Below are 14,874 nucleotides of genomic sequence, written 5' to 3'. Positions count from 1 at the left end.
ATTTCTTCAGGTTTTAGCAAACTAACACGCTGCCTTACCAGTGGATGTCCCTGCTGAAAAAACGAGAAGCAATCGGTATCAAGAATCCACAGGCTCACTCTGCAATTCCTCCGCATCTAGTTGCTGATAATAAGCTTCCATTTCTGCATCGCGTTCCCGGCGAAGGGCTTTGATATCTTCTAGCATTTCATCGAAATAGGGATCGTCTTTATATTTGCCAAAAAATTTCATCCAAGGATGTTCGGGTTTTGGTATTTCAATTTCTAAAGAAACTATTTCGGCTTTTTCTAAACGTGCTGTTAAAAGTTGACGAACATTTGTTAGTGCTTCTTCGCGGGTAGCACCAGTAGCTTTGCAATCTGGTAAACCCCACACTGTCGCACTATATAACCCAGCTTTTATTTCCTCAATTATTACTGAGTAATTTAGCTTGTTCAAAGCTTCTAATTTGTTAGGCAAAGATTCAGTATTCATAGACTTTTTTTTGGGTAACTCTTTCTTTATTGTTTGACTTAATTGTGACTGTAAACTGAAAGCCTAAAGCATCAAGTAAAGCACTGAAGCAATAAATTTCTTCCCCTTTATTTTCCGACAACATTCGGTCAAATTTACCATAGAGAAGTTTAGCTTTTTCTGATAGCTGATTCATTCTCTGATGTGCCTCAACTATATCTTTGAGTGCCAATCGTAAAATTTTTGGCTCTGCCTCTTCTAAGCAAGCCTCAATATAGGCAGCAGCTTCTAGAGGCTCTTGGATAGATTCAATTAATTCATTTTCATAATTTATGCTTCTAACCATCGTCTCTAATCCTGTGTTATTTTGTACTTTAGTTTGTTTAGTGCGATCGATTTTTAAAATCATTTACTAACGTTTTTCGATGTTTTCTACGATCGCAACTGCATTAGCCACCCCATTTTCAGCTTGAATTTTTGCTCCTAAATTTGCCGCACGTTCGCGCATTTTTTCATCTGTCACAGCTTGTTGAATTGCTTGTGTAAGTCGTTCAACAGTCAATTCTTTTCTAGGAATAGGTTCTGTTCCAACTCCTAATTCTGCTACCCGTCGCCCCCAAAAAGGTTGATCTGCAAAGAAAGGAATCACGATCGAAGGAACGCCAGCCCTAATGTTAGCGGCTGTTGTACCCGCCCCACCGTGATGCACAACAGCGGCGACACGCGGGAACAGCCAGGAATGGGGGATCGAGTCTACTAAATAAACGGTGTCGGGTAAATTTTCTTTCCCCAAACCATCCCAGCCAGAGAGTAATATGGCACGTTGTTGAGTCCGCGCCAGTGCTTCTAGGATTAAATCGGTGGTTTCTTCGGGTTTGCGATTGCTCATACTGCCAAAACCGATGTATACGGGAGGGGAACCGCTGTGCAAGAATTCTACCAAGCTTGAGGGGGGAGTCCAATCAGATGGAGAATCCAAAAACCAATAACCAGTGACATGAATATTGTTGCCCCAATCAGATGGTTTGGCGATCGCTGATGGACTGAAACCGTAGAGAATGGGCAAGTTACGCAGGCTAGGGGAATTATATGGGCCCCAAAAAGAGGCAGGGGGTAAGCCAAGAACTTTCTGTCTTGCTAGCTTATCGGCTGTACGAAACCCTTGCCATAGCAACTGTTGGACTAAATGATGGGAAAACCAATTAACGTAACCTCCGAATCTGGATAGGGATTGAGGAAACACAATACCGGGAAAGGCTTTTGTCGGTGTGAAGGGAAAAACAAAAGCTCGAATCAATGGAAGCGCCAACTTCTCTGCTATGGCGATCGCAAGAAACAGCCCCCCGGCACCTGCAATCAGCAAATCCATTCCCTGACAAGCTGCTAAACCTCCTTCTGCCGAATCAACAGCGATGCGTGCAGCTTCTTTGGCAGTGTAGGAGTTAATGGCGAGGAAATTCCCTTTCTCCAAAAGCTCGCGCATTTCTTCGCTTTCTGCAATTTCTTGTACATTACCTTTGACGGGCGAAAACTCTAGTCCAGATGAATTGACTAGCATTTCAAAGTCTTGGTATGTTACTAATCGCACAAGATGACCAGCTTCTTTTAAGCCTTTTCCCAAGGCAACATAAGGTTGAACATCTCCTCGACTTCCCATCGCAATAATAGCAATGTTCATAATTGAGTAGTCCTTTCCTGCGCGATCGTTACTTAATAGTTTAGTTTATGGGAAAAAACTCAGTCCGATCGCGTTTACCGAGATACTAAAGAAGCATTTAAGGTTTTGGTAATGCGATCGCTAACTTCCTCCAAATGAGCAACAGTATAAATATCCACTTGTTCACCTGATTTTTTCATTTTTGCAGAAATCGCTTTTTGTAATTGGCGTAATTCGTACCAAGCGAGTGTTCGCCCATCTTCAGGAACCTCGGTTTTTCTTAACACCATTCCTAGCAAAATGTCTAAATGTTCTCTTTGCAAGGAACGACGAATACTGGAAATTGATATTAGTTCTTCTTTCCCTAAAATTTCTGTCCAAATGCTGTTTTGTAAGGTGTCAAATAATTGGGGAATTGTTAATGCTTCTCCTGGTAAGGTTTTTAGTTCAATGTCTAGTAAACGATGTAGACGATCGCCATCTAAGAGCGATCGCAGAATCGTACTTTGCACGCGCAAGATGCGATCGTGAATTGGATAATCAAGGCGGGATATCGGTACAGGATTTCCCCAATGATTCCAGCGAGAAGGTGCTAATTGATTGAGTAACTGCGGTGAAAAGTTAAAAGCATCTTCCGCAAATATATACTCATTTAAAGTAGCTAAAGCTTGACGTTGTTTTGCCAAAGTTGTGGGTACAAAAGCCCAGTTATTTACATCTAAAGCATAATTGCGTCTAAAAGTTTGCCCACCAATGTAATCTGCAATTAAATTAGCATTGCGGAAATAGTACATTAATATTTTGTCAAAAACCGTCCGTAACTGACTGTAACTTTCTCCTTTGATGGGATAAGTTTTGTCAAGTTTCTGCCACATCAAACGAGCATTATCCATTTGCCATTGGGAATAAACCAACACATCATTACTCATATCCCAGACATTAGCATTAGGATTAATATCCCAGATATCTTCATCAGTAGCATAAGCTAATTCTGGTTGCTGCGAACTGCCAACAAGTTGCTCTAAAAATGGTTTCTCAGCTTCGGGAATAATTGCCCCAATTGATTCAAAATTACTCGGTTTATAACCATACATAATTGCCCATTCATCATAAGGGCCAATTGTAGCCGGAAAATAATCACCTTGCGCTGTTCCCTGTGGTGCTAAATTCACAGGTAAATAATCCATTACGGAACTAACTAAACCTTTGGAATGTGTTATTTCAGTATTGTTTAATTCTTGTGGCGATAACATTGTGCTACCATGAAAATTATGCCGCAAACCTAAAGCATGACCTACTTCATGAGCAATTAAAGAACGTAAATATTGATGCACATATTCCTGCATTTTTTCGTTATCTAACGCGGAATTTGGCAACATTGAAAGTGCGGTTGCGCCAATAGCTGCTTGTAAGGAAGATTCTATTCCGTAACAACGATCGTCTGCTGTAACTTCGGTTTCAGGTTTTGTAAGTTTACAGGAATTTTGATTATTGGAATTTCCTGCGATTAAGGTGCGATATTCTGGTTGTAAAGAACGCACCATATTGGCATCTACGATAATATCTGCATCTAATATTTCCCCAGTTAAAGGGTTAACTCTGGTTGGTGCTTTGGCAAAAAAAGCATCGATCGAATTAAACCAACGAATCGTATTGTAACGTACATCTGCGGGATGCCAATCAGCATCATCTGGCATTTGTCGCACTTGAATAGCATTGAGAAAACCTGCTTTTTCAAATGCTTTATTCCACATTAAAACACCTTCGCGGATAGCGTCTCGATATTCCAAAGGTACGGCGTTTTCAATCCAAAATACGATCGGTTTTTTCGGTGGAGATAAAGGCACATCAGTAACAGCTGGTTCCAAATGCCAGCGATTAATATAACGTACAAAAGATTCGGAGCTATTATAATTTGATAAATCTTGATATGCAGTAATAAAATATCCCACTCTCTCATCAGCAATTCGAGGAATATAACCGTTATTTTCTGGTAATTGAGAAAAACTATAATGTACTTTGAGAGTTAGCGATCGACTATCCGGTAAAGTAATTAAATTCGCTCCTTGATTAGCCGAAAAATTATAAACAGAATTGATTTCGATATTTTCAGAAAAGCTATTAACCGCACCAAAATATGACTTATTTTCTGCCAATTGATAATCGGCAAATAAGGAATTTTTTAATAGGGGAGTTAATCCAGCAAAATCTTGCATTAACAAGTCACCCAAATTAATCAAAATACTTTTCTTATGGGAAGAAATACTAACAATGGGAACTGCATAAAGCACTGAGTCGCTAAATGAACGATTTAATGCTTTTTGTTCTGGTTCACCGGAATTGGCGCGGAAATTGACGTTACGAATTACAAAATGTATGCTGTTATTGACGCGACGGAAGTAGAAGAGAAAGTCTTGCAAAGCAAGTCCGCTATAAATCCCACTTTCGCCAATTCCTGAATCTAATGTTACTGTACCTAAATAGTTTTTGTTTAGCTGTTCTGGCTGAATTTCTAAGTAAATTTGATCGTCTTCTGCACTGCGATAAAGCGTGAATAACCCTTCTAATTTATTTGTGTCTCTCACGACTTCCGAAAATCGCTGAAATTTTTCTAATTTGCTATCTTTGAAAAAAAATTCTGCACTACTGATATTTTCGATCGCAGGTAGTGCATTGAGTTGCTGCAAGTAAAAATTTACTCCTTGGGTTAATAGCAATTGATTATTCCCAAGTAGCAAATTATACAAATAAACAGTGCAGACAGATAATGTTGTCAACCAATGTATCATTGTCGAACATCCTTATTAGGCGGTTGATATGTTTACCAACCGCTTTGTTAATAACAGCTTAACCTTTTTAGTAGCCTAGATCACATGGTATTTTTACGCATGATACAAGGAAAGTATTTTGACAGTCAATAGGCATTTATTAATTTAGGAAATTTTATTAGACTTTTCAAATAAATCCTGTGTATTTTTTTACTAAAAAACAATATGTTACAAAAACACTTTCAAATGCTGGCGCGTTACAATACTCTGGCGAATCGCCGCATCTACGATACTTGTGCGTTGCTTTCGGATGCGGAACTCAAGCGAGTCAGACCTGCATTTTTCAAAAGCATTCATGGTACGCTGAATCATATTATGGTGGGCGATCGCATTTGGTTAACGCGCTTTGCTGGAGAAGAAATCCCTTCTACAGGACTGAATGCAATTTTATATGAAGATTTTGACAAATTAAGTGCAGCAAGAACATTAGAAGATGAACGCATAGAAAAGTTTGCTGCTGGTTTAACCCAGGAGTTTATCAAAGGGACGATTAAATATGTCAATAATCAGGGAAAGTTGTATGAAGATCCGGTTGAGTTGTTAATTACTCACTTTTTTAATCATCAAACTCATCATCGCGGACAAATTCACGATATGCTAACTCAAACGGAAATTGCACCCCCAGTTTTGGATATGCACAGAGTTATTAACCCTTAAAAGATATCGATAATAGGTACGTTGTTGCGCTTCAGCGCTAATAAGAGCGAAGACAGCGCAACAACGTACTTTAACGTACTTTATTGAGATGGAAATTGATCGATGTTGGCGTTAGCTTCTACTGTAACTTTACCTGCTACAATCTCTATTTTTTGAATATTAAAGGTTGTGCCACGATTAGCAAGATCGTTTAAGCTTAAAATATTGCTTACTTGTGCGATCGCTTGATTCACAAACTCTATTGGTGGTTCTTGATTAACAAAATTTTGGTTAATCAGCACAATTGCATTATTATTTTGCTCTATTTGGGGTGTAGTAATACAAGTTCCAGACTCAATTTTTTCCGCATTAATCCAGTTGAAATGAAATGCGATCGCGCCTGCTGTTCCTAAATCGCAATTAACATTTTGAAATTTGTTTCCTTGATGTTTATCGTTAAATAACTTGGTCAATTTGCTATTAAGTGCAGCCGTCAATTGCTCTTGAGAAACAGCAATTCTTAGCTTACCTTCTGAGGGATGTAACAACTCAATTTTGCGGCGAATTATTTTTTGCATATCCACAGCAGAAGCACCAATATCTAACTGAAATTCTGCAACTCTTAAATTGGGTTGCATCAGGAAATTAGACATTTGAATAGTGAGTGCATCCAGTTCACCACGCTTTAATTGTTTGAGATTACATTTAATCCGAACTTGCAGACGTTCTGCGTCTATAAACCTGGACAAAACAAACTCAATAAATTTGTTAACTGCTTGTTCTCTGAAATTAATTCTTTCTTGGTTCACAATCTTAATTATCTCCTTCCTGCTTTCCAATCTTCACCACCTGGAAGTTGAGTTAAATTCTCTGCCACAATAGCAGGCAATTCCTTAACTGAGTAAGAATAAGTCAAAGCTAATAATCTTTCTGCCATTTCGATTACTTGTGCTTTGTTCACCATTTCAGTAAATTCAAATTCATTGTAAATACCGTTAAATGCTTCTAAACTAGCTTCACGAATAGCTTCTTCAAATTCTTCTTCTAGCGTCGATTCCCACTCATCTGCTTTAACATAATAAGAGGTTTTATTATCTTGGAGGTTTAATTTTTTAATTTCTCTGACTGAGTTACGAATTGAATTAGCCCAAGAATTAGTTAATCGTTCTTCGACTTGATTTTTAATCAAATGAATCAACAGAATTTTGAGATATGATTGAATATTTCGCAGAATTGCTTGCTTACTCATTCCCTCTAATTCATCAACAATTGCCAAAGCATCTGCGTAACGTCCCTCAAGGATACTTTTTCTTAAATCTATTAGTTCTTGAGTCATGGGATTTTAGATTGATACTAAAGATGAGTCTGGAATGAGCGATCGCAATTTCTTTGAAAAGTCGATCGCTCCCATCTTAACACTCAATCAAACTAACTAAGTATCGTGAGCAGCATACTCTTCTGCGGAGACAACTCGCCAACCTGACGCACCATCAATTTCTAGTACTTTGTCGTGAAAATTTAACAAACTGGCGCGATGTCCTACGCTGACAAAAGTTGTTTTACCAGTGCGAATTTGTTCGTAAAGTTCAGCCTCATTTTTTAAATCTAAAGCGCTAGTAGCTTCATCTAAAATTGCATAACGAGGTGCAGTTAATAACAACCTAGCGAAAGCTAAACGTTGTTGTTCTCCTAATGAAAGAACCGTTGACCAATCTAACTCAGCATCAAATCCACCAACTCTTTCTGGTAAGTCAGCAAGATTAACTTTAACTAACGCTTCCCGCAGTTTATTTTCGCTGATGTCTCGACTAGTAAAAGGATACAACAATTGATCGCGCAAAGTACCAAGAATCATGTAAGGACGTTGGGGTAAAAATAGCATTTCTTCCAGTTTTGGACGCACTAATTTTCCTGTACCAGAATTCCACAAACCCGCAATGGCGCGAAGTAAAGAACTTTTCCCCGCACCACTGCGTCCCATAATTAATAAACCTTCACCAGGTTCAACATCTAAAGACAAATCTTTTACCAACGTTTTTTGATAATTTGGAGTTTCCAAAGTAACGTGCTCCAAAGCTAAGTGAGAATCAATTGCCATATCAATTGTAGTTGCGCCTTCAGGACGTTCTTTTGTTTTTGTAACCATCGCTTCTTCAAATTCACTTAAACGATTCACCCCAGCAGCAAAAGCACTCAATGATTCAAACTGAGTAACTATCACAGATAAAGCTGATAAAACCTGACCAAAAGCAAGACCTGCTTGAGCAATTGCACCGAAATCTATTTCACCAGCGAAGTATTTGGGAGCAACAACTAAAGAAGGTACAATAATTACAAAATAATTGTAACTTGTGGTAAAGAAATCCAAGTTTCGTTGCCACCAATCAAGATATTAAAATTTTTCAAAACTTCAACAAATCTCTGTTTTACAGAAGCAGATTCTTGAGTTTCACCTCGATAAAATGCAATTGATTCAGCGTTATCGCGAACGTGAACTAAACCATAACGAAAGTCTGCTTCTCGGCGGAGTTGGTTAAAGTTAATTCCAATCAAACGTTTGCCAATTAAAATGGTAGTAACTGTCCCAAAGGTAGCGTATAAAATTAACACCAAGACTAAAGGTACAGAAATTGTCCAGAGGACACCTGTAAAAGCAATCAAATCGATAATGGAACCGAGAATGATTAGTAAGAAAGAAAGGGAAGTGCGAGTAAAGGAACGAATGTCTTCTGAAATTCTTTGGTCAGGGTTGTCAATTTTACTGTTATTGTTGATGTCGTAGTAAGTGCGATCGCCAAAATAATCATCTAAAAACCGATTTGTTAGCCAATCTCGCCAATTTACACCTAGTTTTTCTCGCACATAGCCATAATAAACAACGATCGGTGTTCCCACTACAAAAACACTGGCATAAACAAACAAAAATCGCCAATAAGTAGGCGCATCTTTTTGCGCTAAAGCCGTTTGGAAAAATCTCCCCACATAGCTAATAACTACATTTAAACCGCTGACTGAAAGCGACAGTAAAAGCAGAACAGATAACAAAGCCCAAGGTTGCCAACGCGAAATTAAATTCCGACGATAGATGAAGAAAATAATAATTGGTGCTATCAATGCAGCGACAATTAATAAAATTCCTGGAAAAGCGATCGTCTTACTAATAGTTTGGGCTAAACCTGGGGCGATGCTATTAAAAAATTCGGGAAAGATATAGTGACTACCTAAGCTAACAACGGCTACAGCAACAAACAAAAGTGCTGCGAGAAATACTAACAAAAGTGCTAACAGAATCAAAAAAGTTGCACTAATTCTACCGGAAGTAGGATACCAATAAGGCTGTGCGATCGCGATAAATCGATTCCATAGCTGACGGTCAAAACGATTAATTTGCTCAGATCTTGTCATGTGAATTTCTTAAAATAGATAAAGGGCTATTTGATTAATAGGAGCAAATAAAATGATAAACAAATTTCGTCTACTTTGCTTAATCCTGATTTTATTATTGGTAATTATACCTATTCAGGTAAAAGCTCAAGTATCAGCGGGTCTAGAGTCTCGTCTTGGTAGATTAGAAGCAGAAAATTTTCAAGTGCGATCGCAACTTAGTCGCATAGAATCACAATTAAACCAATCCCAAGGTAGAACTTTATCCAGACCTAATTTAAGCACTCCTGTTCGTCCGCCTACTTCCCCAACAGTTCCTTATCGGGGTAGCACATCTACTTTATCATCCGATCCGCTCTTTCAAAGATTATCTACTTTAGTAATTGAATTAAAGGAACGAATTCAAGCATTAGAAGCAAAAGTCGCTCCTTCTAGAACTCAAAGAAAACCGTAAAAACAAATCTTTTTTCAGTCGCGATTCTCATGGCTGACCAATCAAATATTAACGGCTTTGTACCACAAATAACTGTAGAAGATTAAGTTTAACCGCGCCATAAACATAAAATATTTAAGCCGCAACGGTTGCTGGACTTGGAGGGACTAAACCTTCTTCTTGGCAATAGTCAAGGTAGCTAGCGATCGCTTCTTGAGCATTAGCGATCGCTTCTTCATAAGTTTTCCCATAAGTGCAAGGTTGCATCGCCAATTTAGCAAACTCTGGCAGCGTTACCAAATATAATTGATCCTCTTCTGACCATTGAATTAATATAGTATAGCGGTAATTCATTCCTCTGATTCCTCCGCTGCAATTTTTTCTAACTCTTGAATCGCTTGGTTTAATAGTTTTTCCAAATATAAGGGTGTATCCTCACCGTCTTTAAAAGCAATGGTAATCAAAAGTTGGAGTTGCGGATGTTTCCAGTTTTGATGACTACCTTTGCCGCGCCGCTGGACAAATCCCAATCTAATCAATTCAGCTTTGTATTCCCGAATTTTCCTGGGCATATATGCCTTTACTTAATTTACATAATTTCCCATGAAGTCGCTCCAGTTGATATTTTAGCATTCTGTTGCTTTTTGTGGATGTGCTACAATGCTTTTTCTTAAATCGATTAATTCTTGAGTCATAACTTTTATGATTCCTCCTTTGCCATGTTATTTTTATCTGTTTATCCAATCCTCACCGCCTGGTAACGGAATTAAACTTTCCGTTAAAGCTGTGGGTAATTCTTTGGTTGAATGAGTATAAGTCAAAGCTAATAAAGTTTGAGCAATTTGGATGATTTGCGTTCTATCGACTATTTCTGAAAGTTGGAATTGATTGTAGGTTCCATTGAAGACTTCTTCGCTGGCAAGAGCGATCGCATTCTCCATAATCTCCTCTTCCAATAACTGCTCCCATTCATCCAACTTAACGTAATAGGATGTTTTATTCTCTTTGAGATTCAGTTCTTTAATTTCTACAATAGCAACGCGAATTGAATTAGCCCAAGAACTAGTTAATCGCTGTTCAACTTGATTTTTGATTAAATGAATCAGCAAAATCCGTAAGTAGGATTTTATATTCCGCAAAATTGCCTGTTTGCTCATGCCTTCTAACTCATCTACAATCGCTAAAGCATCGTTGTAACGTCCCTCCAAAATACTTTTTCTTAAATCAATTAATTCTTGAGTCATAACTTTTATAATTCCTCCTTTGCCATGTTATTTTTATCTGTTTATCCAATCCTCACCGCCTGGTAACGGAATTAAACTTTCCGTTAAAGCTGTGGGTAATTCTTTGGCTGAATGAGTATAAGTCAAAGCTAATAAATTTTGACCAATTTGGATTATTTGCGTTCTATCGACTATTTCTGAAAGTTGGAATTGATTGTAGGTTCCATTGAAGACTTCTTCGCTGGCAAGAGCGATCGCATCCTCCACAATCTCCTCTTCCAACAACCGCTCCCATTCATCCAACTTAACGTAATAGGATGTTTTATTATCCTGAAGGTTCAGTTTTTTAATTTCTCGTATAGAAGTACGAATTGAATTAGCCCAAGAACTGGTTAATCGCTGTTCAACTTGATTTTTAATCAAATGAATTACCAAAATACTTAAAAATGATTTGATATTTCGCAAAATCGCCTGTCTACTCATTCCTTCTAACTCATCAACAATAGCCAAAGCATCATCGTAACGTCCATCCAAAATACTTTTTCTTAAATCGATTAACTCTTGAGTCATTTTTAACCCTTCCCTTGGTTCATTTCTTAACTTGAATTACCTGCAAACTTCCACCAGCATACAAACGTTGCTGCAACTTCTGAAAACCAAACTCTTGCAACAACCCAAGCAAATCAGTATTAATTAATTCCCAAGCAGTTTCCGTTTCAAACAACCACATAAATATAGATATCCCAGGCCAAAACAGCGGATTTGTGGGAGCATGAAAATCAACTAAAGTAAAAATTCCCCCTGGTTTTAACACCCGATAAACTTGTTGTAAAATTTGCCTTAACTGTTCGGGTTTCATTTCGTGCATTGCCACACTGGTATGCACCAAATCAAAAGTATTATCTGCAAAAGGCATATCTTCAGCGAAAGCTTCCACATACTCAGCTTCCGGGACATTATTTTTTGCCCGTTGCAAAGATAAAGGAGAAGCATCCAGTCCTACCACATTTTGGGAATATTGCACTAAAACTTGAGTAGCTTGACCGCTACCACAACAAAGATCCAAAATTTTGGTCTGTGAGTTAATACTTAGCCCTTGTAAAGCTAGTTGACGAAATCGCCCTTCGCCACCCACACTCAAAGCAGAGATGCGGGAAATAGTATCGTAAAGCCATTGATACTGGTAACTCCAGTTTCGTAGAATAGTCGCCAAAACCCTTACTCCTGCAAAATTGTGTATTTATTGTTGCTAACTGAAACAATTAAAGCGATATATTGTTAAAATCGGTAACAAATATGAAAACATTAGAAAACTGTAATCGTTATGGGGCGTACTGGGGTATTACTACTTAATTTAGGTGGGCCAGAGCAAATCGATGATGTCCGACCTTTTCTTTTTAACCTATTCTCTGACCCGGAAATTATTCGGTTGCCTTTTCCTTGGTTGCAGAAACCTCTGGCATGGCTAATTTCTAGTTTACGCTCCAAAAAATCACAAGAAAACTACCTGGCGATCGGTGGTGGTTCTCCTTTACGTCAAGTTACCGAAGCGCAAGCAGTAGCTTTACAAGATAACTTAAAGGAAAAAGGACAACCTGTAGGTATTTATATCGGGATGCGTTATTGGCATCCTTTTACTGAGGAAGCGGTGGCGAGGATTAAGCGCGATCGCATCGATGACCTAGTAATCCTACCGCTTTACCCGCAATTTTCCATCAGCACCAGCGGTTCTAGCTTCCGTCTTTTAGAAAAACTCTGGCAAGAAGACCCTTCATTAAACCGAATTAACTACACTGTAGTTCGTTCCTGGTACGAGCAACCCGGTTATCTACAAGCAATGGCGCAGTTGATCGCTGAGGAACTTGACCAATTTTCCAACCCCGACGAAGTTACCATTTTCTTTAGTGCTCACGGCGTTCCCGTTAGTTACGTCGAAGAAGCAGGCGATCCTTATCAGAAAGAAATTGAGGAATGCACAGATTTAATCATGCAAACCTTAAATCGCCCAAATCCCCACGTTTTAGCATATCAAAGTCGGGTTGGCCCTGTGGAATGGTTCAAACCTTACACAGAAGATGCAATTCAAGAACTAGCAGCTGAAGGTGTGAACAATTTATTAGTAGTACCCATTAGCTTTGTTTCTGAACATATTGAAACCCTGCAAGAAATCGACATTGAATATCGAGAAATCGCTGAAGAAGCAGGTATTCATAATTTCCGTCGAGTCCCCGCTTTGAATACTCACCCAGTATTTATTGAAGCTTTAGCAGATTTGGTAGTTGATGCTCTCAACTCTCCGAAAGTACTGCTTTCTGAAGTCACCCAAATGAAGAAGAAAGTGAAAATGTACCCTCAAGAACGTTGGGAATGGGGTTTGACTCCTTCGGCGGAAGTTTGGAATGGACGGTTAGCAATGCTTGGTTTGATCGCTTTATTAATAGAGTTAATCAGCGGTCATGGCCCATTGCATTTAGTAGGATTGTTGTAAAGCTGAATCTAGATCCCCGACTTCTTGAAGAAGTCGGGGATCTGGTTAGATTTAGATCCCCGACTTCTTGAAGAAGTCGGGGCTCTGGTTATTTAAGCAAAAGCACTATCAAAAATTACTTTGCCATAGTCGAGTTTGATAATGCGATCGCCCAATTCAAAATATTGATCGTCGTGACTAATTACTAACACCAATTTACCTTTATTTCGGAGTTTGGGTAAAAACTGCGTGTAAAATAACTCTTTAAAAATTGGGTCTTGATCTGATGCCCATTCATCAAACAGGTAAATTGGTCGATTTTCTAAATAAGCGGTAAGCAATGCTAATCTTTTGCGCTGACCTTGGGAAAGTGCGGTGGTGGAAAGTTTACCATTTTCCACTGTTACTTTGTGGTCAAGTTGCAGTTGACGCAAATATGTTTGGGCGACGGAATCAAGATTATATTGTGCAAATCCTAAAAGTCGATCGAACAAATAAAAGTCAGAAAAAACCACCGAAAAATGCTGACGATACCATTCCCGATTTTGTTGAGTAATTGGTTGATTGTCTAAACAAATTTTGCCAGATTCGGGAATATAAAGTCCGGTAATTAGTTTAGCTAAAGTAGATTTACCGCTACCATTTCCACCAATCAAAAATACAACTTCTCCAGGTTTAAAATTTAGGTTAATTGGGCCAAGGGTAAAGTCTAGATTTTCGCGATCGCTCCCATAAGCATGAGTCACTCCCCGCAATTCTAAAGAATACCAATTCGGTTTAGAATCTTGGTTAGAAGAATCAATCAATGCAGGCGCAACTGGTTCTACTTCCGCATAACTAGCCAAAGCTAAACCTAATACCTCTATTTTCTTTAAAGCTACATCTGCTTTAGTTAATAAAGGCAATTTATTCACAATGAGTTCCATTGGAGAAATCAAATAAGTGAAAGTCAAAACATAAGCTGTGACTGTTTTCGGGTTAATAGTAATGAAATGGGGCAGTAAAAACAATACTGCACCAATGGCAAAGAAAAAGATTAATTTACCCCAACTAGCGTGAACCGCAAACAGAGACAAACCGCGAAAATTATGTCGCCGAAAATTCGCCGCTGTAACTGTTAAATCTTTGACCAAAAAATCTTGACGACGTTGATAATTTAACTTTAATTCCTTGATTCCTTCGGAAATCGTGCGAAAATCACTAAATAGCAAATCCTGTTCTTCACGGGCTAAAGCTAGGATTTGTCTGCCTTTTTTGAAAAACCAGTTGGAACTGTAAATGGCGATCGCTAACAACACCAAAATCATCAGCAAAACTTGCGGCGACAGCCAAGTAATATAAAGTAAACACCCACCGACGATCGCTAAATTAATGCAAATCAAAGGCAAACTAAACACCGCCTGAGAAATTGCCTGCACATCTTCAGTCAAAGTCGCCAGCAATCTTGGTGTCCCTAACTTTTCCAACTGACTCAACTCAGAAGCCAAGATTTGCCGACTCAACTGCAACTGCATTTGGAAGACTGCATCCTGAGCTAACTTAATTAACACCACTTGAGAGAAAATACTCGTCAGCAACACTAGCACCACCAAACCCACAAATCCCCAAGCAAGCACTGATGAGGAAGAGTGACCATTGTTACTGACAGCATTCCCAATCAAGGCTATCAAACCCGCACTACTAGCACCACTGAGAAAACCTGTGACAATAGCCAGAGTGACCATTTTCCAGGAAGAACGCAGAAGAAAATAAATTATATTCATAAGAAATGTTAATTATGTCTGATGGAGAAT

The 14,874-nt window shown here is 38.6% G+C and carries 15 protein-coding genes and 1 pseudogene; 3 read left to right on the top strand and 13 right to left on the bottom strand.

All coding sequences use genetic code 11. The features are described from left to right. Nucleotides 1–78 precede the first annotated feature (78 nt). From ACE1CI_RS21300 to ACE1CI_RS21285, 4 genes are all read right to left on the bottom strand, one after another. Nucleotides 79–474 carry a type II toxin-antitoxin system HicB family antitoxin gene (locus ACE1CI_RS21300; RefSeq protein ID WP_413261878.1) on the bottom strand — a complete coding sequence of 132 codons (396 nt, stop codon included), beginning with the start codon at nt 472–474 and terminating at the stop codon, nt 79–81. Further along, entirely contained in the window at nt 464–862 is a 399-nt protein-coding gene (locus tag ACE1CI_RS21295; RefSeq protein ID WP_413261877.1) for a helix-turn-helix domain-containing transcriptional regulator, read from the bottom strand. Before ACE1CI_RS21295 ends, ACE1CI_RS21300 begins: the two co-directional genes overlap by 11 nt. A 3-nt stretch (nt 863–865) precedes the next feature. Further along, complete coding sequence (locus ACE1CI_RS21290; RefSeq protein ID WP_413261876.1) at nt 866–2,131, bottom strand: glycosyltransferase; 1,266 nt, start codon at nt 2,129–2,131, stop codon at nt 866–868. Nucleotides 2,132–2,205: 74 nt separating this feature from the next. After that, nucleotides 2,206–4,899 carry a zinc-dependent metalloprotease gene (locus ACE1CI_RS21285; RefSeq protein ID WP_413261875.1) on the bottom strand — a complete coding sequence of 898 codons (2,694 nt, stop codon included), beginning with the start codon at nt 4,897–4,899 and terminating at the stop codon, nt 2,206–2,208. A gap of 204 nt (nt 4,900–5,103) precedes the next feature. On the opposite strand from ACE1CI_RS21285, the gene ACE1CI_RS21280 reads away from it, so the two are divergent. Further along, nucleotides 5,104–5,595, top strand: coding sequence for a DinB family protein (locus ACE1CI_RS21280; RefSeq protein WP_413261874.1), 492 nt, complete (start codon nt 5,104–5,106; stop codon nt 5,593–5,595). 80 nt (nt 5,596–5,675) lie between these two features. Here ACE1CI_RS21280 and ACE1CI_RS21275 read toward each other — a convergent pair whose 3' ends face one another. The 3 genes and pseudogenes from ACE1CI_RS21275 to ACE1CI_RS21265 all read right to left on the bottom strand — a co-directional run bounded on the left by ACE1CI_RS21275 (nt 5,676) and on the right by ACE1CI_RS21265 (nt 8,961). Continuing rightward, nucleotides 5,676–6,383, bottom strand: coding sequence for an LmeA family phospholipid-binding protein (locus ACE1CI_RS21275; RefSeq protein ID WP_413261873.1), 708 nt, complete (start codon nt 6,381–6,383; stop codon nt 5,676–5,678). A gap of 8 nt (nt 6,384–6,391) precedes the next feature. Next, nucleotides 6,392–6,910, bottom strand: a complete 519-nt coding sequence (locus ACE1CI_RS21270; protein ID WP_413261872.1) for a DUF29 family protein — start codon at nt 6,908–6,910, stop codon at nt 6,392–6,394. A 96-nt stretch (nt 6,911–7,006) separates the two neighbouring features. Next, nucleotides 7,007–8,961 (bottom strand): annotated as a pseudogene (locus ACE1CI_RS21265) (ABC transporter ATP-binding protein/permease). 70 nt (nt 8,962–9,031) lie between these two features. On the opposite strand from ACE1CI_RS21265, the gene ACE1CI_RS21260 reads away from it, so the two are divergent. Next, nucleotides 9,032–9,412 (top strand): hypothetical protein, encoded by a 381-nt coding sequence (locus ACE1CI_RS21260; RefSeq protein ID WP_413261870.1) that lies wholly within the window; start codon nt 9,032–9,034, stop codon nt 9,410–9,412. 114 nt (nt 9,413–9,526) lie between these two features. On the opposite strand, the gene ACE1CI_RS21255 is transcribed toward ACE1CI_RS21260, so the two are convergent. The 5 genes from ACE1CI_RS21255 to ACE1CI_RS21235 all read right to left on the bottom strand — a co-directional run bounded on the left by ACE1CI_RS21255 (nt 9,527) and on the right by ACE1CI_RS21235 (nt 11,827). Then, nucleotides 9,527–9,745, bottom strand: a complete 219-nt coding sequence (locus ACE1CI_RS21255; protein ID WP_413261869.1) for a type II toxin-antitoxin system HicB family antitoxin — start codon at nt 9,743–9,745, stop codon at nt 9,527–9,529. After that, nucleotides 9,742–9,963 (bottom strand): type II toxin-antitoxin system HicA family toxin, encoded by a 222-nt coding sequence (locus ACE1CI_RS21250; protein ID WP_413261868.1) that lies wholly within the window; start codon nt 9,961–9,963, stop codon nt 9,742–9,744. Before ACE1CI_RS21250 ends, ACE1CI_RS21255 begins: the two co-directional genes overlap by 4 nt. A gap of 156 nt (nt 9,964–10,119) precedes the next feature. Further along, the gene (locus ACE1CI_RS21245) at nt 10,120–10,635 is read right to left on the bottom strand and encodes a DUF29 family protein (RefSeq protein ID WP_496615679.1); all 516 of its coding nucleotides are present in this window, start codon (nt 10,633–10,635) and stop codon (nt 10,120–10,122) included. A 33-nt stretch (nt 10,636–10,668) separates the two neighbouring features. Next, nucleotides 10,669–11,184 carry a DUF29 family protein gene (locus ACE1CI_RS21240; protein WP_413261866.1) on the bottom strand — a complete coding sequence of 172 codons (516 nt, stop codon included), beginning with the start codon at nt 11,182–11,184 and terminating at the stop codon, nt 10,669–10,671. A 19-nt stretch (nt 11,185–11,203) separates the two neighbouring features. Next, the gene (locus ACE1CI_RS21235; RefSeq protein ID WP_413261865.1) at nt 11,204–11,827 is read right to left on the bottom strand and encodes a class I SAM-dependent methyltransferase; all 624 of its coding nucleotides are present in this window, start codon (nt 11,825–11,827) and stop codon (nt 11,204–11,206) included. Between the two features lie 111 nt (nt 11,828–11,938). On the opposite strand from ACE1CI_RS21235, the gene hemH reads away from it, so the two are divergent. Further along, nucleotides 11,939–13,102 (top strand): ferrochelatase, encoded by a 1,164-nt coding sequence (gene hemH / locus ACE1CI_RS21230; RefSeq protein WP_496615678.1) that lies wholly within the window; start codon nt 11,939–11,941, stop codon nt 13,100–13,102. 92 nt (nt 13,103–13,194) lie between these two features. Here hemH and ACE1CI_RS21225 read toward each other — a convergent pair whose 3' ends face one another. Continuing rightward, a complete protein-coding gene (locus tag ACE1CI_RS21225) occupies nt 13,195–14,844 on the bottom strand; it encodes a cyclic peptide export ABC transporter (protein WP_413261863.1) in 1,650 nt (549 codons plus the stop codon). Nucleotides 14,845–14,874: the final 30 nt, after the last annotated feature.

Origin of the sequence: Floridaenema flaviceps BLCC-F50 (assembly GCF_041929275.2) — a bacterium.
Classification (GTDB): domain Bacteria; phylum Cyanobacteriota; class Cyanobacteriia; order Cyanobacteriales; family Aerosakkonemataceae; genus Floridanema; species Floridanema flaviceps.
Note: the sequence above shows the minus strand (reverse complement) of the source record. Positions and strands in the feature narration are given on the sequence as shown.